Origin of the sequence: Mesorhizobium sp. M7D.F.Ca.US.004.01.2.1 (genome assembly GCF_003997785.1) — a bacterium.
GTDB lineage: Bacteria > Pseudomonadota > Alphaproteobacteria > Rhizobiales > Rhizobiaceae > Mesorhizobium > Mesorhizobium loti.
In genome coordinates this window covers 13575-32280 of the sequence record NZ_RZRQ01000029.1, presented here as the reverse complement: position 1 = coordinate 32280, position 18706 = coordinate 13575, and the positions used below count along the sequence as shown (strand labels likewise).

At 62.7% G+C, this 18706-nt stretch carries 22 protein-coding genes and 1 pseudogene; 7 read left to right on the top strand and 16 right to left on the bottom strand.

Annotated elements, in window-relative coordinates; genetic code table 11:
- From EN993_RS07530 to EN993_RS07520, 3 genes are all read right to left on the bottom strand, one after another.
- A partial coding sequence (locus tag EN993_RS07530; RefSeq protein WP_127262813.1) for a DUF4142 domain-containing protein occupies positions 1–237 on the bottom strand: 237 nt, incomplete at its 3' end.
- A gap of 72 nt (positions 238–309) precedes the next feature.
- Entirely contained in the window at positions 310–1053 is a 744-nt protein-coding gene (locus EN993_RS07525) for a DUF899 family protein (RefSeq protein ID WP_164757573.1), read from the bottom strand.
- Positions 1054–1192: 139 nt separating this feature from the next.
- Positions 1193–1618: a lysozyme inhibitor LprI family protein gene (locus EN993_RS07520; RefSeq protein WP_348629901.1), complete on the bottom strand. Its 426-nt coding sequence runs from the start codon at positions 1616–1618 to the stop codon at positions 1193–1195.
- A gap of 169 nt (positions 1619–1787) precedes the next feature.
- Here EN993_RS07520 and EN993_RS07515 point away from each other — a divergent pair, with 169 nt between their 5' ends.
- Entirely contained in the window at positions 1788–2123 is a 336-nt protein-coding gene (locus EN993_RS07515) for a hypothetical protein (RefSeq protein ID WP_109659956.1), read from the top strand.
- Positions 2124–2471: 348 nt separating this feature from the next.
- Here EN993_RS07515 and EN993_RS07510 read toward each other — a convergent pair whose 3' ends face one another.
- The 5 genes from EN993_RS07510 to EN993_RS07490 form a co-directional block, all read right to left on the bottom strand.
- Positions 2472–3296, bottom strand: a complete 825-nt coding sequence (locus EN993_RS07510) for a carbohydrate ABC transporter permease (RefSeq protein WP_109659952.1) — start codon at positions 3294–3296, stop codon at positions 2472–2474.
- 1 nt (position 3297) lies between these two features.
- Complete coding sequence (locus EN993_RS07505; protein ID WP_109659950.1) at positions 3298–4266, bottom strand: sugar ABC transporter permease; 969 nt, start codon at positions 4264–4266, stop codon at positions 3298–3300.
- A gap of 52 nt (positions 4267–4318) precedes the next feature.
- A complete protein-coding gene (locus EN993_RS07500) occupies positions 4319–5587 on the bottom strand; it encodes an ABC transporter substrate-binding protein (protein WP_109659948.1) in 1269 nt (422 codons plus the stop codon).
- A gap of 411 nt (positions 5588–5998) precedes the next feature.
- Entirely contained in the window at positions 5999–6487 is a 489-nt protein-coding gene (locus EN993_RS07495) for a GNAT family N-acetyltransferase (protein WP_127262810.1), read from the bottom strand.
- A 5-nt stretch (positions 6488–6492) separates the two neighbouring features.
- Complete coding sequence (locus tag EN993_RS07490; RefSeq protein ID WP_109659944.1) at positions 6493–7395, bottom strand: lytic transglycosylase domain-containing protein; 903 nt, start codon at positions 7393–7395, stop codon at positions 6493–6495.
- Between the two features lie 181 nt (positions 7396–7576).
- Between EN993_RS07490 and EN993_RS07485 the strand changes: the two genes are divergently transcribed.
- A complete protein-coding gene (locus tag EN993_RS07485) occupies positions 7577–8146 on the top strand; it encodes a methylated-DNA--[protein]-cysteine S-methyltransferase (RefSeq protein ID WP_109659942.1) in 570 nt (189 codons plus the stop codon).
- Between the two features lie 31 nt (positions 8147–8177).
- Here the strand turns inward: EN993_RS07485 and EN993_RS07480 are convergent, their stop codons facing one another.
- The 3 genes and pseudogenes from EN993_RS07480 to EN993_RS07470 all read right to left on the bottom strand — a co-directional run bounded on the left by EN993_RS07480 (position 8178) and on the right by EN993_RS07470 (position 9981).
- Positions 8178–8570, bottom strand: coding sequence for a nuclear transport factor 2 family protein (locus EN993_RS07480; RefSeq protein WP_245462902.1), 393 nt, complete (start codon positions 8568–8570; stop codon positions 8178–8180).
- 118 nt (positions 8571–8688) lie between these two features.
- Positions 8689–9078 carry a nuclear transport factor 2 family protein gene (locus EN993_RS07475; protein WP_109659940.1) on the bottom strand — a complete coding sequence of 130 codons (390 nt, stop codon included), beginning with the start codon at positions 9076–9078 and terminating at the stop codon, positions 8689–8691.
- Between the two features lies 1 nt (position 9079).
- Positions 9080–9981 (bottom strand): annotated as a pseudogene (locus EN993_RS07470) (MBL fold metallo-hydrolase).
- 161 nt (positions 9982–10142) lie between these two features.
- On the opposite strand from EN993_RS07470, the gene EN993_RS07465 reads away from it, so the two are divergent.
- Positions 10143–11033 carry a LysR family transcriptional regulator gene (locus EN993_RS07465; protein WP_109659935.1) on the top strand — a complete coding sequence of 297 codons (891 nt, stop codon included), beginning with the start codon at positions 10143–10145 and terminating at the stop codon, positions 11031–11033.
- A 27-nt stretch (positions 11034–11060) separates the two neighbouring features.
- Here the strand turns inward: EN993_RS07465 and EN993_RS07460 are convergent, their stop codons facing one another.
- Entirely contained in the window at positions 11061–11390 is a 330-nt protein-coding gene (locus EN993_RS07460) for a hypothetical protein (RefSeq protein WP_127262809.1), read from the bottom strand.
- 277 nt (positions 11391–11667) lie between these two features.
- Between EN993_RS07460 and EN993_RS07455 the strand changes: the two genes are divergently transcribed.
- Both EN993_RS07455 and EN993_RS07450 read left to right on the top strand, forming a co-directional pair.
- Complete coding sequence (locus EN993_RS07455) at positions 11668–11880, top strand: cold-shock protein (RefSeq protein WP_010910991.1); 213 nt, start codon at positions 11668–11670, stop codon at positions 11878–11880.
- A gap of 247 nt (positions 11881–12127) precedes the next feature.
- Positions 12128–12328 carry a hypothetical protein gene (locus tag EN993_RS07450; protein ID WP_127262808.1) on the top strand — a complete coding sequence of 67 codons (201 nt, stop codon included), beginning with the start codon at positions 12128–12130 and terminating at the stop codon, positions 12326–12328.
- Between the two features lie 123 nt (positions 12329–12451).
- Here EN993_RS07450 and EN993_RS07445 read toward each other — a convergent pair whose 3' ends face one another.
- The 3 genes from EN993_RS07445 to EN993_RS07435 form a co-directional block, all read right to left on the bottom strand.
- Positions 12452–13060, bottom strand: a complete 609-nt coding sequence (locus EN993_RS07445; RefSeq protein WP_109659933.1) for a glutathione S-transferase family protein — start codon at positions 13058–13060, stop codon at positions 12452–12454.
- Between the two features lie 142 nt (positions 13061–13202).
- Positions 13203–14051: an EAL domain-containing protein gene (locus EN993_RS07440; protein ID WP_126070109.1), complete on the bottom strand. Its 849-nt coding sequence runs from the start codon at positions 14049–14051 to the stop codon at positions 13203–13205.
- Positions 14048–14944, bottom strand: coding sequence for an EAL domain-containing protein (locus tag EN993_RS07435; RefSeq protein ID WP_109659929.1), 897 nt, complete (start codon positions 14942–14944; stop codon positions 14048–14050). Before EN993_RS07435 ends, EN993_RS07440 begins: the two co-directional genes overlap by 4 nt.
- Before the next feature lie 195 nt (positions 14945–15139).
- On the opposite strand from EN993_RS07435, the gene EN993_RS07430 reads away from it, so the two are divergent.
- Complete coding sequence (locus EN993_RS07430; RefSeq protein ID WP_126070111.1) at positions 15140–16342, top strand: pyridoxal phosphate-dependent aminotransferase; 1203 nt, start codon at positions 15140–15142, stop codon at positions 16340–16342.
- 69 nt (positions 16343–16411) lie between these two features.
- Here the strand turns inward: EN993_RS07430 and EN993_RS07425 are convergent, their stop codons facing one another.
- The gene (locus EN993_RS07425) at positions 16412–16807 is read right to left on the bottom strand and encodes a cupin domain-containing protein (RefSeq protein ID WP_109659925.1); all 396 of its coding nucleotides are present in this window, start codon (positions 16805–16807) and stop codon (positions 16412–16414) included.
- 282 nt (positions 16808–17089) lie between these two features.
- On the opposite strand from EN993_RS07425, the gene EN993_RS07420 reads away from it, so the two are divergent.
- The gene (locus EN993_RS07420; protein ID WP_127262807.1) at positions 17090–18616 is read left to right on the top strand and encodes a GGDEF and EAL domain-containing protein; all 1527 of its coding nucleotides are present in this window, start codon (positions 17090–17092) and stop codon (positions 18614–18616) included.
- Positions 18617–18706: the final 90 nt, after the last annotated feature.

The following is an 18706-nucleotide window of genomic DNA, read 5'->3' as shown; positions in this document are numbered from 1 at the left end:
GTCCTTGACCATCAGCGCGGCGAATTCCCTGACGTCGGCGGCGACACCCTTCTCCTCGGCCAGCTTGCTGCTCTCGATCTCGAAGCGGTTGGCGCTGACCAGCGACCTGGAGAACGTCTCGGTGTCGACCTTGTTGCCCGAAACCGGTGGCACGTCGGCAGGCAAGGACTGTTGGGCGAAAGCCGCGGGCACGCCGGCCAGAAGGGCCAGCGTGGCAAAGGTGAGATGGCGTCTCATCGATACTCTCCGTGTTGGATCCTCGAAGGTCCAACGCGGCAGATGCGGTGAGGTTGCGCTTCGCCCGGCCCCTCAGTGGCAACACGCCTCCCCATACTGCAGCTGCTCGTTCCAGTTCGGCCGCCCTTCCGGCGTGAAATCCATCAGGTTCCACAGGATCTCGCAGGTGCCGATGGCGCGCGGATCCTGGTTAGGCTCCGACGGTGCGAAGCCGAGCTCCGACGACCAGAAATGGCGGATGCCATCGCCATCGCGATGAAACACCGACAGCAGCGGGATCTGCGCGCCGTCGGCATCCTCGGCATTGTAGTCGCGCTTGAAGCTGTTGCCGGCCGACGACACCAGCCGCATGTTGCGCCAGCCTCTGTCTCGGCCGAGCGTGACCAGGTTTTCGAGTGCGGTCTTGGCCACCACAGCGAAATTGAGGCCGGCGGCTTCGAGATGGCCGACCGCGCCGTCGAACTGGTCGAGCAACGCCGTGCAGGACGGGCATGGCTGGTCCGGCCGGGCGAGCTTCGCCGTGCCGCCGCTGGTTGCAACCTCGCGCGTCTCCTGCGGGTGGCGCGGAAACATCATGTTGTAGAGGATCAAGCTGTCCTTGCCCGGCGCGAACAGCTCCGAAAATTTGCCCTTGGCGGGCCTTCCCTCGGTATCCAGCGCGTCGAACTCATAGTCCTGGCGGATCAGCCCGCCTGGCGGCAGCGCGCGCCGAGCCTCGGCGACTTCCTCCATGACGCGGCGCAGCTCGATTTCCTTGCGCAGCAGTTTTTCACGCGCGGTGCGGTATCTCGCGGATTCGTTGGGAAAGGTGATCATGGTCGGCTCCTTCAAGTCGCGGCGCCGGCGTACCGGCGCGGTTGCTCTGCGACCCAAGGACGTTTGGCGACGATCGGTTCCGACATTCTTGCACGCGCGCGGCGATGACGGGCCAAACCTTCCCGAGCGTCGGAGAACGCTACTGCGCCGCCGGCACCGGACAGTCCAGGACACCTTCCTCGCAATGGAGATAGCTCTGAAAATCCTTCAGCCTGAGGTTGGTGAGCCCCGCCTGGCAATTGGCGACCACCATCGGACGGACGCTGCCGGCGGTTTCGGGTGGACCGCCCTGGAAGGAGCATTCGGCGTCGCGGAAGGCAACCCAGGCGCGCTGTGCATCGACCAGAAGTTTCTTCGACCCAGCATTGTCCTTCAGCCGGCCCTCGATCTGCCTGTAGGCCTCGTTGAGCTTCTTGTCGGCCGCATCGAAATCCTTGCCGGCGCATTCGTCCATGGTCGCCTGGTCCTGCGCATTGGCGCAGTCGTCGGCGGCTCGTGCGGCGCCGACAAAGAGCGGAGCGGCAAGCATCAGGGTGGCAAGGCTGGAGAGCAGAAGCCGCATCATGTTTCCTCCGGTTCTAGCAAAGCCCGACGCGGGCGAAGCTTAGCAACCGGATGAGTGCAGGCAAGGTGCGACCTGCCGCCTTGGTGGACAGTTTCTTTCGGATGTGGAACCCGTCCGGCTTTCCCGCATTCTCACCGCGGGTTAAAGCCTGCCCAGCCTGGGGGACAAAATGCACGACGGCGAGATCGACCTGCGCTGCCCGCAAGTGGTGGCCGACAATGCCGCCAAGGGCCTCAGGCTGCGCGAAGAATTCGGCCGTGGCGGCACCGAGATCGGCGTCGCCCGCGCCACCGAACTGAAGAATCGCGAAAAGCTCGCCCCCTCCACCATCCGCCGTATGGTCAGCTATTTCGCCCGCCACGAGATCGACAAGCGCGGCAAGAACTACGGCAATGAGCAAAACCCGTCGGCCGGCTATATCGCCTGGCTGCTGTGGGGCGGCGACGAGGGCCGCGCCTGGGCGCTGGAGCTCAAGAAGAAGATCGGCAACGCACCGGATATCTAGAAGATCGCGCAAGAAGGCGGGTTCCGAAACCCGCCCCGGAACCCGCCATGGAGGAGCTGACGCAAGCCGGTGCAGCCTCCCCCTGTGCCCAGCCAATCGACGATCCCGGATCGGCTGAAATGGTGTAGTGACGCAACGTTAGCATTGGCCGGCAGCCGCCTATGTGAAGCGGTTCACAATGCGCTGGAAAACCCGCTGACGCCAATCGACATGGAGCGACCGGCGCCTTGGGTCGCAGCGCCGGCGTCCCTGCGCTGCCGCAAGTGGTGGCCGACAATGCCTGGGCGATTGATCTCAAGCAGAAGATCTGCAACGCGCCGGACATCTGAGAACTTCGCCGACCACTCCTCACCCTTTAACCCCGCCGGCGGTGAGGCCGGAGACGATCTTGCGCTGGAAGATCAGGACCAGCACCACCAGCGGCACCGTGACGATCACCGATGCCGCCATGATGTTGCCCCATGGGATCTCGAACTGCGAGTTGCCGGAGAGCAGCGCGATCGCCACCGGCACGGTCCGCTGTGCGTTGTTGGAGGTGAATGTCAGCGCAAACAGGAACTCGTTCCACGCGCCGATGAAGGCCAGCAGGCCGGTGGTCGCCAGCGCCGGCCACATCAGCGGCAGGAAGACACGCGTGATGATGATCCACGGCGTCGCGCCGTCGAGGATCGCCGCCTCCTCGACCTCGACCGGCAGATCGCGGACGAAGGTGGTGAGCACCCAGACGGTGAACGGCAAGGTGAAGATCATGTAGGAGAAGATCAGCGCGAACAGCGAATTGTAGAGACCGAACATGCGGACCAGTTCGAACAGCCCGGCCAGCAGTGCCACCTGCGGGAACATCGACACCGACAGGATTGTGAACAGCAGGGCCGAGCGGCCGCGGAATCGAATACGTGCCAGCGCATAGGCGGCGGTGACCCCGAGCAACAGCGACAGCCCGACGACCGCGCCGGAGACGAAGAGCGAGTTCAACAGGTTTCTTACGAAGCTGCCCTCGGTCAGCACGCTCTTGTAGTTTGCGAGACTGATCGTCGTCGGCCACAGATCGGCCCGAAACAGATCGGTCCCCGATTTCAGGCTGGTGACGATGGCGTAGTAGAACGGGAACACCGCGACGAAGACGATCCCCCCGACCAGCAGGTAAAAGGCCGTGCGCTTCAGGATCCACATATCAGCGGCCTCCGTCCAGGCTTATCCGGCCGATCCGGATGGTGACGATGGTGAGCAGAGCGAGGATCAGGAAGAGCAAGGTCGAGGCGGCGGAGCCATAGGCGAACTTGTCGAACTCGAACAGGTTCTCGCGGGCGAACACCGACATCGACTTGGTGTGCACATTGTTGGGCGTCAGCACATAGATCAGGTCGAAGATGCGCAGTGCATCGAGCGCGCGGAAGATCACGGCCACCATCACCGCCGGGCGGATGAGCGGCAAGGTCACCCGCCAGAAGATCTGCCACGGATTGGCGCCGTCTAGCCTGGCGACCTCTATGATCTCCCTCGGCAGCATCTGCAGCGCGGCCAGGATGAGCAGCGTCATGAACGGTGTCGCCTTCCAGATATCGACGATGAGGACCGCCGCCATCGCCGTGTCGGCGTTGGCCGTCCAGGCGATCTTGCCGCTGATCAGGCCGAGGTTGAGCAGCACGACGTTGATGATGCCGAACTGGTCGTTGAGCATCCATTGCCACATCTTCGCCGAGACGATCGTCGGGATAGCCCAAGGGATCAGGATCGCCGCCCTGACGATGCCGCGGCCTGGGAATTCGGCATTGAGAACCAGGGCAACGATCATGCCGAGGGTGGTCTCGCAGGTCACCGAAATCACAGTGAAACGCACCGTGTTCCAGACGGCACGCCACCAGACCGGGTCGACGAGCAGACCATCGTAGAGGTTGCGGCCGCTCGGCATGTGCAGCACCGAGAAGTAATTGGCAAAGCCGACCCATTGGCGCGCGTCGAGGTCGGCCAGCGAGGCGTCGGTGAAGCTGAAATAGACCGTGCGGGCAAGCGGCCAGCCGGCCGCCGCGGCGAGCACCAGAAGCATTGGCGCCAGGAAAAGCCACGCCGAGCGAACGCGCTGTGCCGTCAACGGCGAGTGCGCAGCCCTGGCTGTTTCAGGTAGCGGTTTCATTCTTGTCATCTCGCACCCGCTCGTTGTGGTCCCGCCGGGCGGATGCCCCGGCATCGTCGCGTCACCAGCCCCGGCCCTTCAGCTTGGTCAGCATCGCTTCGAGGTCGGCCAGATTGTCGGCGGCAGTGCCGTCGCCCGAGAGCGTGTTGTGAACGGCGTTCCAGAACTGGCTCGACGCCTCGTTGTATTTGATCCTGGTCGCGGCCGAGGGGCGCGGCACCGCATTGAGAAAGATCCGCTTCCAGCGCGGAACAATCGGCTGTTCCCTGGCGATGTCGGCATCGTCATAGAGCGCCTGGATAGTCGGCAGGTTGGACGTCTTCAGCGTCCGGTATTTCTGCATCGCGGGCGAGGCGATGAACTTGACCAGCTCGATCGCGGCATCCGGATGCTTCGAATATTTGGAGACGGCGAGGTTCCAGCCGCCCAGGGTCGCGACCGCTCGGGCGCCTTCGCCGGTGCCGGCCGGCAGCGGTGCCACGTCGAACTTGCCCGTGATCGGCGAGCCCTCGCCGTTGCCGAGTGCATAGGCATAGGGCCAGTTGCGCATGAAGACCGCGTTGCCGGTCTGCCAGACGCCGCGCGATTCCTCTTCCTGGTAGGCGAGTACGCCGGGAGGCGCGATGGTCCCGACCCAGCCCTTGATCATATCGAGCATCGCCGCCGCTTTTGGGTTGTTGATGGAGATGGAGCCGTCCGGCTCGATGATCTGGCCGCCGCCATTCGACATCACCCATTCGAGCGCGTCGCAGGTCAGCCCCTCATAGGCATTGCCCTGGAAGACGAAGCCCCAGATATCCCGATTGCCGGCCGCACGCTCCTTGTCCATGACCAGCTTGGCGGTGTCTGCCAGTTCCTTCCAGGTGGCTGGCGCCTTGGCGCCATATTTGTCGAGGAGATCCTTGCGGTAGTAGAGCGCCGGCGCATCGGTGAAGATCGGCAAGGCGACGAGCTTGCCATTGACGGTCTGCGACTGGATGATCGATGGGAAATGCTCAGCTACGATGTCCTTGGTCGCTGCGGTCAAATCCACGAGCTGGCTGGCAAGCTGCGGCGCCCAGATGACATCGGTCTGGTAGACGTCGATGTCGCTGTTTCCCGCGGCGAGCCAAAGCCGGTACTGGCCGAACTGGTCGGTCCCGGACGTCGGCATGACGACGATGCTGACCTTGTTGCCGCTGTCTTTCTCGTAACGGTCGAGGATCTCGCGCAGCACCTTGATGCCGTCGCCGGTATCGCCCGACACGATCGACAGCTCGACGGCCCGCGCCGGCGTGCCAACCAGCATGGTGGCGACGCCGAGCGCCAGGAGTGCGTGAAAAAGCTTCATGATGGTGGATGTCCCTCTGCGGCCGGCGACGGAAAATCCTCCCACGCGCCGGCAGCTTGTCAGACCCCACCTTCCATTGAATGCGAAGCAGCGCTTTGGGTTCCCAAATCACGCCATTCCTGCGTGGGGCGACATGCATTAGGGTGTGTTGAGATTCAGGTCAGGCCGAGTCGAAAGCGGCTGATACCGAGAACCGGAGCGGAGCGTACTTGGAGTACGTGAGCTCAGTTCTACCGCGACGCGGTAGAACGGGGAAGCGCAGGGAACCGTCGCTTTTCAGGCCGGTATCACCTGAATATCAGCACACCCTAATGCATGTCGCCCAAAAGTGACCTCGGTTTTGGGAAAACGACATGCCTAAAAACAAAGACCTAAAGCGCGTCGCCTGAATCCGTTCAAACGCGACGCGCTTTAGCCTTCCCAGGCGACAGGCATCATCCCCAGCCGCTCGTAGAGCCGGACGGCGGCGGGATTCTCGACCGTGTTGGTCTTGAGGTCGACATGATCGGCACCGCGTTCGTGAAAAATGGCGAAGGCGTGCCACATCAGCGCCTCGCCAATACCCTTGCCACGCGCTTCGGGATGAACGGCAAGGTCCTTCACGAAGGCGCGGGTCCAGCACAGCGCCGCCGCCGCCAGCCGGCCCTTGGCGTCGATGACGAGGAAGCACAGTGCCGGGTCGAATTCGGGATCGTCCGCGATACGCGGCCACCACTCGTCGAACGGACCATCGGTGCCGTCGTCGAACACCTCGGTCAACAGCGCATGCAGGGGCAGCGCATCACCGGGCTCGAAGCTACGCATGACAAAACCGTCCGGCCAATGCGGCGGAACCAGCGTCTCGTCGAGGATCTTGCGCAGCCGGATGTCGTTCAGAGCCGGCGGGCGCGGTTCAGGCATCGCGCTCAGGCGTCGGGCTGCAGGCGGCGGCGCTTGCGGTCGACACCGAGGCCGGTTGCCTCGAGCAGGCCCTTGCGCTTGGCGTCGAAATAGTAGCCGGTCTGGTAGAGCCAGTCGGCCTTCTTGGCATTGCCGCCCGCCACCAGCCAGGCGCCGCGCAGATATTTGACCGCATATTTCAGATTGGTCTCGGCGTCGAACAGGCCCTTGGCCGGTCCGTCATAGCCCATGCCGCGCGCCGTCGCGTGCTTGATCTGCATCAGCCCCCAATGGCCATTATTGTAGGCTTTCGGGTTGAAGGTGCTCTCGCGGTTGACGACATGGCGCACCAGGTCCACCGGCACTTGGTAGAGTGCGGCATATTTCTCGATCAGCCGCTCGACATCGCCACGCACGCCCGTCGCGTGTTCTTCCGTCGGCCCGACCGGACCCTGCACCAGGGCGGCCGGATTCTGCGGCACGACATAGGCGACCTGCTGGACGCCGGGCATCCGGTCGCCCTTGGCGGTCGCCGGCATGACGAGCCCCGCGGTCGTATAGCTCTCGGCCGCCTTGACCGGCTCGCTCGCATTTGCCGGCGGCGGCGCCTGCCAGGCATTGGCGGTCATCACGGCGGGCACGGCTGGTGCCGCCGGCGTCGAACCGGCGAAGGCGGCGGTCACTGCCGCCGGTTGCGCGGTGGGATCGAGCGGCAGCTCGGCTGTCTGAACGGGGGCAATACCGGATGATTCCGGCAGCACCGAAACGGTCTCCGGCAGCGGCACGGTGAAGCCGGCGTCAGTGCCGGCGACGGTCGCGGTTTCGGTAAGAGCAGGCGCAGATTTCATCTGCGAGGTCGACGTGCAGCCGCTGATGCCGGCGGCGGCCAGGATCACGCCGATCGCGATAAGGTTGAGTTTTGCTGGCAAGCCGCGCTCGGGTCCGATTTGTCGGGTTGTTAAGAAATCCCTTACACCAGCGATTCATGACCGGCAATCGGGGCTACCAGGTGGTTTTCGGGTGGCGAGACGCGGGCGGTGATGCCATATTGTTCTGGATATGTACTGGGACGAATCCCGGTTTTCGCCACTTTGCGGAAAGGAACGCATGATGGACACGACAGCTTCGATCACGGCCGGCCACGCAGTGTTAGAAACAGTGATCGGTTTCATGGGCATTGCGTGGAGCGAAAAGGGCCTGATCCGGCTCTGCCTGCCCGAACGCAGCCGCGAGGCGGTGGAGCGGCGCCTGCTGCGCCATGGCGGCGTTTCCGCCTCCACGGCGCAGCCGCCATGGGTGGTCGAGCTGATCGCAGCGATCAAAGCCTATGCGGCGGGCGAGGACGTCGATTTCTCCGGCGTGCCGGTCGATCTCGACGGCGTCGACGATTTCCGCCTCGCCATTTACGACGCGGCGCGAAAACTGTCCTTCGGCGAAACTACCACCTATGGCGAGCTGGCAAAAACCGCCGGCCATGCAGGGCTCGCCCGTGAGACCGGGGCGGCGCTTGGCGCCAATCCGGTGCCGCTGGTCATCCCTTGCCATCGCATCCTTGCCGCCGGCGGCAAGATCGGCGGCTTCTCGGCGCCGGGCGGCTCGGTCACCAAGGAGAAGATGCTGGCCATGGAAGGCGTGCGCGTCGGCCCGCCGCCACCGGCGCAGGTTTCCTTCGGGTTTTGAGTGGTTGCCGGTGCCGGACTAGAAGCCTGGATCAGTACATCGGGCGCTTGTTGGCCGGGTTGGCAGGCACTGGCTGCATCACGTCCCAATGCTCGGCGATCTTACCGTTTTTAACGCGGAAAATATCCATGATGACGGTTTCGGGCGTGTCAGCTGTTTTAGGCTGAACGACCTGGGTCATGACGAGGTCGCCTTCGGCGACCACCCGCTTGAAGTCGACCGTCTGTTTCGGCCAATGAGCAACTCCCACGCTTTTGAGAAGCTTTTTGACCGAGTCTCGGCCATCCGTCATCGTCGGGTTATGCTGAATGTAAGCCTCGGCCCAATAACGGTCCAGCGCGGTGAGATCATGATCGCCGAACAGCGCTTGATAGGCCTTCAGGACGAGCGCCTTGTTTTTCTGGGTTAGTTCCTGTTGCTGCACTGCCTTGACGGGCTTGGTGTTCCCGCATTTGCGACGGCGGCAAGGGCCACGACTGCGAAAGCAGCGGCCGCAAAGGATTTAAGTTGCAGCATCGATGTCTCCTTGGGTTGTGTGGTTGTCAGGTCAGTGCGCGCGCGACGAGCACCGTATCGACATACTGCCGCATACGGATGATCTTGCCGTCCCGCAGTTCGTAGAGGTGAGCGAAGGGAGCCGTCATGGATTTTCCTGTCGCCTTGTACGTACCGGAATACACGCCGAAGGCCGCCACCCGCTCGCCATCGGCAATGAAGCTGTGCACGTCGGCGTGATACCCGGTCCATTCCGAGCCAAGCCGCTTGAAGACACCCTGCATCAGGGCGTCGACACCGACATAGGTGCCGGCATAGGGGAATCCTTCCGCCTCGGTCCATTCGATATCGGGGGAAAGAACGGCCAGCAGATTGCGGCCGTTCTCCTCGGAAGTTCCCTCGTAGGTTCTGCGGATCAAATCGAGGTTCGTCGCCATCTCAGCCCCACTTCATCTCGCCCTTGGCGACCTTGGATCCGATATCGAGGGCTACACCCATACCGAGGCCGGGGAAGCGGGCCTCCATGGCTGCCTTCAACGCGGCGCTGTCGGCCGCCTTGTCCAGCTCTTCCTCGAAGGCGAGCAGATAGGACCTGGTGAACTCCACGGCCGAAGGACCGATCGCGGCATCGAGGGCCATGTGGCCAGGCACCACGACGGCGGGCTTGCGGGCAGCGATCGCATCCAGCGTCTTGACCCAAGCGGCGCGGCTTTCCTTGGTTTGCGTGTCAGCGGTCCAGACATGAACGCCCGAGAAGATCATCACCCCGCCGAAAACGGCATTGAGCGACGGCACGAACAGATATCGGCGGTTGGCTAGTCCTTGTTCCGCATTGACGATCTCGACAGTCTCGCCATCGACGGTCAGCTTTGCGCCGTCGAAGGCCTCCGGGAAGACGATGTCGGACAGCGCCTGCGGACCATTTTCCTTCAATTGTGGGCCCCAGACGGCGAGCTTCTTTTCCACATTGCCCTTGATGGCGTCCAGCGTGGTGGAGGCAGCGATCACTTTTGCTTCCGGGAAGGCCTCCCGCACCGGCTTCAGGCTGAAGTAGTAATCGGGATCGGACTGAGTGACGTAGATGGTGGTCAGCTTCTTGCCGGTTGCCTTGATGGCATCGGCGAGCGCCCTGCCGTCCGGATAGGTGAAGCCGCCGTCGATCAACAGGGCTTCGCTCGGTCCCGACAGCAGCACCGGAGCACGGAAGAAGCCGTTTGGACCTGCCGGGAATGTTTCCAGCCAAGCTTGGCGCTGGCGGCCTGGCTGCTGTCGATGGGGGCGAAAACGGCGGTTGCGCCAAGGGCCAATGAGGTCTTCATGATCTGTCTCCTCGTGAACATGGAATATCTCCGGTGCGTGAATGAGGTCAGGCCGCGATGGCAGTCCGCGGGTCCGTCTCTGGTTGAGCGAACAGCGCGGAAGGTACCTCCACTGGATTAATTGATAAATTGTCTATAATAATACACACTGTATGGCATAAGCTTACAATCTGAGGCGTCACGTGGAACCAATCAACCTCAACCGCCTCGCCTATTTTGCCACCGTGATCGACGCAGGCTCGTTTACCCGGGCAGCCGAGCGACTTGGCATCACGAAAGCCGTCGTCAGCCAACAGGTCGCCCGCCTTGAAACCGAGCTTAAGACCGCGCTTCTCGTGCGTACGACGCGGCGGCTCGAGCCGACCGAAGCAGGCCGCCTTTTGCACGCACGCTGCGTTCTGATCCTGCGGGATGTTGAAGAGGCAGTCGCTGAGGTCGGCGAGATCAATACCGAAGTGGCTGGTGTGCTGCGCGTTTCCGCATCCAATGACTATGGCGCGATCGTGCTGGCCCCGATCGCCGCCCGCTTTCGCCAGAAATTTCCTGCCTGCGGCGTCGAACTGTTCATTTCCGATGCCATAATTGATTTGATCGGCAACAAGATAGACCTGTCCATCCGGGTTGGCTGGCTTGAAGACTCCAGCCAGCAGGCCCGCCGCATAGGCACTTTCCGGCAAATTCTGGTCGCGTCGCGGGATTTCGCCGCCGGGGTCAGGGTGGACAAGCCAGAAGATCTTTCTCCCTTGCCGCTCGTTGCCAATGCCGTGCTGCGCAAGCCGTTTACCTGGAGCTTCACGCGAGATGATTTTGAGCCTCGCACCGTCACCATGCGCGAGGCGTTCTCCATCAACTCAACCCCGGCGGTACTGGAAGCCACGCTGGCCGGCGGCGGGGTGGCGGTTTTGCCGGACTATCTCGTCGTCGATTATCTGTCGCAGGGTCGCCTCGTCCATATGCTGCCGGACTGGGAGCTGCCCTCGGGCGGCATTCACGTGGTTTATCCGGCGGCGCGCTTTCGCCCACAAAAAGTGACGCAGTTCGTGTCCATGCTCATGGAACACATTCGAGATTGAGAGCAATCGCTGCCGGTTGAGAAGCCCTTAATTGTTATGGAAGAACCGCCGGCGGAAATGCCGGTCATTGTCCGGCCGCTTGCAATTGTAGACCGGGCAGGACTTGGTGTCGGCGCTCGGCACGTAGGCGCGCGTCCTCACCTCGCCCATGGTGCAGAATTGCTGGCTCTGCACATAGCGGTCATAGAGCGGCAATCCCGGCACACGTGTCGACTGGTAGCGCAGTATGACGGCGCCCTGCCGGGCGATCGTCGCCTGAACCTTGCCGCAGCTCATGCGGGTCGGATCGTAGCGCGAGATCGCCTGCGCCTCGGCGGCCACCAGCGTCAGGCAGGCGGCAAGCAGAATGGTTTTCATGGTCCTCTCCCCTGATCCGCCGCTCGAGGACAGCGTGATCTGTCGCAACGTTTTCAGCAGATTGGGGCAGCCGTTGGGCAGCGCCGCGATCACGGCTTTCTCACGCAGTCTTGTTTTTTATGCGAAACCAGCCTATATGCCTTCCATTGATATTTCGGCCGATCGATCCGGGCCTCGCGATCTTCGCGTTTGCTGACGTCTATCTCCAAAATCTCGATGCACACCGGCTAGACCTCGGTCTGGTCAAACTAAAGCAAATGTTGAAGGACTATCTAAAATGGCAACTGGAACGGTCAAGTGGTTCAACGCCACCAAGGGCTTCGGCTTCATTCAGCCTGACGCGGGCGGCGCGGACGTTTTCGTCCACATCTCCGCTGTCGAGCGTGCTGGACTGTCGACCCTGGTCGAAGGCCAGAAGATCAACTTCGAGATCGAGCAGGACCGCCGCACTGGCAAGTCGTCCGCTGGATCTCTGAGCAAGGCAGCCTGATTTTGCGAAGTGCGCGCGCCGGGCGAGAGCTCGGGGCGCGCGGCAAGTCACGGATGTACTGACAGTCGCGCGAGAAGCGCGCTGGAGCGGAAAGACCCGACAAGCTGGATCAGCAGATAGCTGCCAGCCCGGACCGGACGCTCCCGATCAGGCTACCAAGCATGGGAAGGCGGGATTTATCCCGCCTTTTTGCTGTCTGGGGTTCGGCCATTTCGCTTCGCAACGGCGATTATGATATTTTCCATTCATGAGCGAACTCGAACAGATTCAAAAATCCGTCGCAGCCCTAAGCGCTGAAGAACTGAAGGCGTTTGCCAAATGGTTCGCGGCGTTTCAGGGAGATACCTGGGATGCGCAGATCGAGGCCGACGCCAGGGCCGGCAGACTGGATAAGCCTGCAGAGCAGGCGTTAGCTGAAGTTCGCGCGGGCCGCGCCCGCCCCCTCTGATTCACATCTCAGCCAATACAAATTCGCGCCACCGGCCGAAGGCCGCAAGCCCGACCGGGCGGCGCGCCTGTTGGCGCGCCCCGTCCGGAGCGGCCGCGAAGCGGCGACGGCGTGAGGACAAAACTAACCCACCCACTCGATCGGCACATGCCCCGGATCCGCCTCCACCCTTTTCAGCCACGCCGCCACCGCCGGATAGGCGTCGAGCTGGAAGCCGCCCTGCTCTGCCGTATGCGTATAGGCATAGAGCGCGATATCGGCGACGCTGAGCGCGCCACCGGCGAAGAAGGCGTTGTTTTCCAGATGCTTGTTCATCACGCCGAGCGCCTTGTTGCCGCGCTCCAGCGTCACCGCCAGCCGCTCCGGCGTTGCATCCGCGGCTCTTTCTGGAAAGGTCAGCAGCGCCTTGCGCACGGCGATGTAGGGTTCGTGGCTGTACTGTTCGAAGAACAGCCATTGGTAGGCGAGCCCGCGCTCATATCTGTCGACCGGCAGGAAGCGCGTGCCTTCGGCGAGATAGAGCAGGATGGCATTGGATTCGGCCAGCCGCCGGCCGTCATCGAGTTCGAGCAGCGGCACCATGGCGTTCGGGTTCTTGGCGACAAAATCGGCTTTGCGCGTGTCGCCGGTGTGCGAGCTCACCTCGATAGTGGTGAACGCAAGGCCAAGCTTGGCCATCAGCAGGCGCGGCTTGTAGCAATTGCCGCTGTCGATCATGCTGTACAGTATCATGGCTATTCCCCCGAGCGCTGTCTCCACTGGCGCAACTATCGCAGCGGCGGCGTCCTCAACCAATGATTTGTTTTGGTACGACCATCAGCGCCGCTGATGCAAAGCGTCCAAGGGCGCTCACGGCACCAATCGTCGGCATGCCCTAGCCAAAAAGGGGCACGACCTTGTTGTCCCTGCCCAGCAGCGTATCGATGACCAGCGGTTTTTCCTCGAATACCGTGCCGGCAAGCGCGGGGCGGGCGAGAAGAAAACCCTGCAGCAGGTCGACGCCGCCTTCGAGCGCGACGCGCAGATGGGTGGGCTGCTCGATGCCCTCGACCAGCACCTTGGCGCCACGGTCATGCAGGCTGGAAACCAGCGGGCGGAAGAACCGCTCGGCGGCAGCGTGGCGGCAGAACTCGGCGAACCAGGTGCCGTCGATCTTGACGATATCGGGCCTGAGCAGGCTCACCCGCTCCTCGGTCGAGTGCCCGGTGCCGAAATCGTCGATGGCGATGCGGATGCCGTCGCGCCGCATTTCGCGCGCCAACCGGGCAAGAAGCGCGTCATCGGCGGCCTGTTCGGTGATTTCGCAGACCAGCATGGCCGGCGCGAGGCCGAAATCGGCGAGATGCCTGGTCATCAGCCGGATCTCGGCCAACGCTCGCCCGGGATGGTCGTTGATCAGCGGATTGTAGTTGAAGAACAGATCGAGCCCGTCGACGCCGATGTTGCGAAAATTCCTGAGATGCAGCGCCCGGCACATGGTCTCGACAAACAGCCGGTCCGAGGCGGCAATGCTTTCGAAGAAAACCCGCGGTGCGCCGGGCCGGCCGGCACGGTGCGGCTCGATCAGAGCTTCGACCGCGACAGCATGAAGGAACCGACCACGCGGCGCGAAAATCGGCTGATAGGCGCTGCGCAGCCGGAACTCGCCATAGATGCCGTATTCGATGCCGACTTCGTCGACCTGGATCGCATCGCCGACATTGCGCCGCCGTTCAGGCCTCATGACGCCACCCTGCGCCCGAACGCCTTCACCGGCCGCGCCGAATGCGGTGCCGGGGCTGGAGCAGGCGTGTCGCCGACGGCAGCAACGACAGGTGCCTGCCTGGTCTTGCCGAAGACGCGAAAACTGGTCGGCGCCAGTTCGGGCCGCGCCAGCACGAAACCCTGCACCATCGACGCCCCTGACTTCTCGGCAAGCTCCAATTGCCAGCCCTCCTCGATGCCCTCGAATACCGTGCGGATGCCTTGCTCCTCGAAGCTTTTCACCATGGTGGTCAGCAACGCGAAGCCGGCACCGGATTCCATCAGTTGCGTGATCCAGAAGGCATCGAACTTGACGATATCCGGCTTCAGCTCCTTGATGCGGTTGATGTCGGAATCGTCGGCGCCATAATCGTCGACGGCGATGCGAAAGCCGTTGGCTCTCAGCGCCGCGACAAAGTTGTGCAGGGTTTCCTGCGATGCCGACCGCTGCTCGGTCACCTCGCAGACGACACGGCGCGGATCGATGCCGGCCTCATGCAGCACCAGCCGCATTTCGCGCAAGGCGGCGTCGGCAACGGTGCGTTCGGTGAACACCGACGGATCGAAATTGACGAAGATCGACGCCTCCTGCGGCAGGCAGGCGCCGGCGTTCAGAAGATGCAGCGTCCTGGTCAGCGCCTCGATGTGCAGACGGTCGGCGGCCGGGCAGGTCGAGAAGAAATTCATCGGCGATTGCGGCTCGCCGTCACGGAACGGCCGGATCAGCCCTTCGAACGCGGCCACCGACAGCTTGCCTTCGTTGAAGGCGAAGATCGGCTGGAAGGCGCTTTGCAGCGTGTAGATGCCCCAGACACCGGTGGAGGTGCCGTCGTCCTGACGGATGATGTGGGCAAGCCCGACGCTGCGCGACACGGTTCCTCGCTCCGCAATTGGATTGCGATCCTGCCACTCAAGCCTCTACCGTCTGTTAATGAATTTATTGTTGCCGATCACAGCTCCTTGAGACCTGGATCAGCCGACAATGCTTGCACTGCGCGAAATCATGCGACATGAGAAGCGCCGCGGCCGCTCCCGGCCCGCGCCGACCTAGTTTGGAGATATCTGGTCATGGCCTTTCTTGCCGACACCCTTTCCCGCGTGAAGCCTTCTGCCACCATCGCGGTGACGCAGAAAGCGCGCGAGCTGAAAAATGCCGGCCGTGACATTATCGGCCTCGGCGCCGGTGAACCGGATTTCGACACGCCCGACAACATCAAGAATGCGGCGATCGAGGCGATCCGTCGTGGCGAGACCAAGTATCCGCCGGTTTCGGGCATTGTGCCGCTGCGCGAGGCGATCGCGAAGAAATTCAAGCGTGAGAACAATCTCGACTACAAGCCCGAGCAGACCATCGTCGGCACGGGCGGCAAGCAGATCCTGTTCAACGCCTTCATGGCGACGCTGAACCCCGGCGACGAGGTCGTCATCCCCCGCCCCTACTGGGTCAGCTATCCCGAGATGGTGGCGATCTGCGGCGGCACCTCGGTGTTTGCCGACACCTCGATCGACAACGGCTTCAAGCTGACCGCTTCCGTGCTGGAAAAGGCGATCACGCCGAAGACCAAATGGTTGCTGATGAACTCGCCGTCGAACCCGTCTGGCGCCGCCTACACGGAAGCCGAACTGCGCGCGCTGGCCGATGTGCTGTTGAAGCATCCGCATGTCTGGACGCTGACCGACGACATGTACGAGCACCTGACCTATGGCGATTTCGTCTTCAAGACCATCGCCGAGGTCGAGCCGAAGCTCTACGAGCGCACGCTGACCATGAACGGCGTCTCGAAAGCCTATGCCATGACCGGCTGGCGCATCGGCTATGCCGCGGGTCCCGTCCAGCTGATCAAGGCGATGGACATGATCCAGGGCCAGCAGACATCGGGCGCCTGCACCATCGCGCAATGGGCATCGGTCGAGGCGCTCAACGGCCCGCAAGACTTTATCGCCAGGAACAAGGCGATCTTCCAGGGCCGGCGCGACCTTGTCGTGTCGATGCTCAACCAGGCTCGCGGCATTACGTGTCCGTCGCCGGAAGGCGCTTTCTATGTCTATCCCTCTTGCGCCCAGCTGATCGGCAAGAAGACCAAGGCCGGCAAGCTGATCGACACCGACGAGACCTTCTGCTCGGAGCTGCTCGAGGCCGAGGGTGTCGCGGTGGTGTTCGGCTCGGCTTTCGGCCTTGGCCCCAACTTCCGCATCTCCTACGCCACCTCGGAGACGCTGTTGGAGGAAGCCTGCACGCGCATCCAGCGCTTTACCGCCTCGTTGACCTGATCGGCGCATGGCATCGCAATCAATGAAAACCCGGCTCGACGCCGGGTTTTTCGTATTGGCCAGATAACATCACTTGCCATACTGCTCGCCGCTAACCGGCTCCAGCCAATCGACATGGACATCGTCGAGCGCCTCCTGCATGGCGATATGCGTCATCGCCGATTTCGGCGCCGCGCCATGCCAGTGCTTTTCGCCTGGCGCAAAGGATATGACGTCGCCGGCCCTGATCTCCTGAACCGGTTCGCCCCATGTCTGGGCAAGCCCGGCGCCCACGGTGACATAGAGCGTCTGGCCAAGCGGATGCGTATGCCAGTGGGTGCGCGCGCCCGGCTCAAAGCTGACCAGCGTGGCCCGTAGCCGCGCCGGTGCCTCTTTCTCGATGATGGGCGTCTGCAGCACCCGGCCGGTGAAGTATTTTTCGGGCGCTATGACGGTTGGCACGCTGCCACAGGCAATGATCTTCATGGTCGATGGTCCTTGATCTCTGACCGGCTGGCGGCAGAACACCGCCTGTCCGGGCGTTGGCGCAAATGACATTGGCGCAAGCCGCCACCTTCCTCCGATATGCCGCGCCGTGCAACTGCGATCGGCCTTCTCCGCCATCCTGACGGCATCCGCGGCAGGCTTCTTAACCATGAACGTTCGATCACCGGCACGGGCGGCCAAATCGCCGGCCAGGCGTAGCCGCCTCAAGGGCTTTTTAACGCCTGCCCTCTAGCCCTTGCCGGCGGGTGCAGGGGTGATGAGATGAGCATACTGGCGACGATCAGGGACCACAGTGGCATCTATCGCGGCATTCAATTGTTGCTTTTGATCAGCATCGGCGCTGCGGTGCTCGGCGCTTTCGACATCTCGCAAAACCTGCCCTCGGGCGCCTCCTTCACCGTCTCGATCCTGGCCACCGGCCTGGCCCTGCTGGCGCTGATGTATATGCGCAGCAGCGTCGTCCATCGCTTGCGGTCGGCGGCCGTCGCCGAGGCGGAAAAACATCATTTCCTGACCAGGGACGCGATGACGGGGGCGATGACCCGCCGCTATTTCCTCGAAGCGCTTCATGACAGTCTCGGCAGCATGCGCGACCGGCGCGATGCGACCTTGCTGCTGATCGACGTCGATCACTTCAAGCAGCTCAACGACACGTTCGGGCATCAGTTCGGCGACCTCGCCTTGGCTTATCTGGTCAAGACATCAGAGCGCATCTTTGCCGGCGGCCTGGTCGGACGGCTCGGCGGCGACGAGTTCGGCGTCATCATTCCCCACGGCGATCTCGCCGCCATCAACAAGGATGTCAGGCAATTGCTCGATACCATGCGGGCCGGCAAATCGCATGAGGGCAAGACCATCCCGCTCTCCATTTCTATCGGCGTGGCACTGGCGCCGACACATGCCTCCAACACGACGGAACTGATGCTGGTTGCCGACCTGGCGCTCTATGAAAGCAAGGCGGCGGGCCGTGGCCGCGTCACCGTATTCGACGAGGAGATGCTGTCCGACAAGCGCTACCGCCGCCTGATCGAGCGCGAACTGCGTGCGGCCGTCTATCTCGGCGAACTCGAGCTGCACTACCAGCCGATCGTCAACCCGGACGGATCCGCTTATGGTTTCGAAGGGCTGATCCGCTGGCGCCATCCGGTTCGCGGCCTGATCTCGCCTGCCGAATTCATTCCGATCGCCGAGCGCTCGACCCTGATCGACATGCTCGGCGAATGGGTGTTCAAGCGGGCTTGCGCCGACATCGGCCACTTCCCCGGTCGCCGCATCTCGATCAACGTCTCCGGCGAACAGCTGAAGCGCGACGAGATCGTCACCATGTGCGACCGCGTGTTGAAGGAGACCGGCCGTTCCGCCGCGCAATTCGTCATCGAGATCACCGAGACGGTGGCGACCGCCGCCACGCCCGAGATCCTGCGACGCCTCGAAGCGTTGCGTGGCCTTGGCTTCCACATCGCGCTCGACGATTTCGGCACCGGCCATTGCGGCTTCAACTATCTGAAGACCTTGCCCATCGACAGTATCAAGATCGACCGCTCCTACATCCGCAGCCTCGCCCATGACCAGGTGGCGCAGATCTTCGTTTCGGCGCTGGCGCAGATCGCGCGCATCCAGGACGTCACTATCGTCGCCGAAGGCGTCGAGACGCAAGAGGAGTTCGCCCTCGCCAAAGCCGCCGGCTGCAATCGGTTCCAGGGCTATTTCTTCGGCAGGCCGGCACCGCGCGACAAGGTTGCTTCCCTGCGCGCCGTCCACGCCGAACCCTTGGCGCTGAGCGCCTGAGGCCACAGCGAAGATTTCTATTTTTCTTGCCCTGCCGGCAAACAAGTGGGACGATGGCTTTGGGCAGGTGGCACTTGAAAAGAACCCCGC

What these genes read in the sequence shown, in the direction of transcription:
- EN993_RS07495 (WP_127262810.1), bottom strand. Translation starts at nt 6,487, where the DNA reads ATGCCTGAACCGCGCCCGCCGGCTCTGAACGACATCCGGCTGCGCAAG.
- EN993_RS07450 (WP_127262808.1), top strand. Translation starts at nt 12,128, where the DNA reads ATGAGCGAACTCGAACAGATTCAAAAATCCGTCGCAGCCCTAAGCGCT.
- EN993_RS07430 (WP_126070111.1), top strand. Translation starts at nt 15,140, where the DNA reads ATGGCCTTTCTTGCCGACACCCTTTCCCGCGTGAAGCCTTCTGCCACC.
- EN993_RS07420 (WP_127262807.1), top strand. Translation starts at nt 17,090, where the DNA reads ATGAGCATACTGGCGACGATCAGGGACCACAGTGGCATCTATCGCGGC.
- EN993_RS07485 (WP_109659942.1), top strand. Translation starts at nt 7,577, where the DNA reads ATGGACACGACAGCTTCGATCACGGCCGGCCACGCAGTGTTAGAAACA.
- EN993_RS07475 (WP_109659940.1), bottom strand. Translation starts at nt 9,078, where the DNA reads ATGGCGACGAACCTCGATTTGATCCGCAGAACCTACGAGGGAACTTCC.
- EN993_RS07510 (WP_109659952.1), bottom strand. Translation starts at nt 3,296, where the DNA reads ATGTGGATCCTGAAGCGCACGGCCTTTTACCTGCTGGTCGGGGGGATC.
- EN993_RS07460 (WP_127262809.1), bottom strand. Translation starts at nt 11,390, where the DNA reads ATGAAAACCATTCTGCTTGCCGCCTGCCTGACGCTGGTGGCCGCCGAG.
- EN993_RS07445 (WP_109659933.1), bottom strand. Translation starts at nt 13,060, where the DNA reads ATGATACTGTACAGCATGATCGACAGCGGCAATTGCTACAAGCCGCGC.
- EN993_RS07500 (WP_109659948.1), bottom strand. Translation starts at nt 5,587, where the DNA reads ATGAAGCTTTTTCACGCACTCCTGGCGCTCGGCGTCGCCACCATGCTG.
- EN993_RS07505 (WP_109659950.1), bottom strand. Translation starts at nt 4,266, where the DNA reads ATGACAAGAATGAAACCGCTACCTGAAACAGCCAGGGCTGCGCACTCG.
- EN993_RS07440 (WP_126070109.1), bottom strand. Translation starts at nt 14,051, where the DNA reads ATGAGGCCTGAACGGCGGCGCAATGTCGGCGATGCGATCCAGGTCGAC.
- EN993_RS07525 (WP_164757573.1), bottom strand. Translation starts at nt 1,053, where the DNA reads ATGATCACCTTTCCCAACGAATCCGCGAGATACCGCACCGCGCGTGAA.
- EN993_RS07455 (WP_010910991.1), top strand. Translation starts at nt 11,668, where the DNA reads ATGGCAACTGGAACGGTCAAGTGGTTCAACGCCACCAAGGGCTTCGGC.
- EN993_RS07425 (WP_109659925.1), bottom strand. Translation starts at nt 16,807, where the DNA reads ATGAAGATCATTGCCTGTGGCAGCGTGCCAACCGTCATAGCGCCCGAA.
- EN993_RS07520 (WP_348629901.1), bottom strand. Translation starts at nt 1,618, where the DNA reads ATGATGCGGCTTCTGCTCTCCAGCCTTGCCACCCTGATGCTTGCCGCT.
- EN993_RS07515 (WP_109659956.1), top strand. Translation starts at nt 1,788, where the DNA reads ATGCACGACGGCGAGATCGACCTGCGCTGCCCGCAAGTGGTGGCCGAC.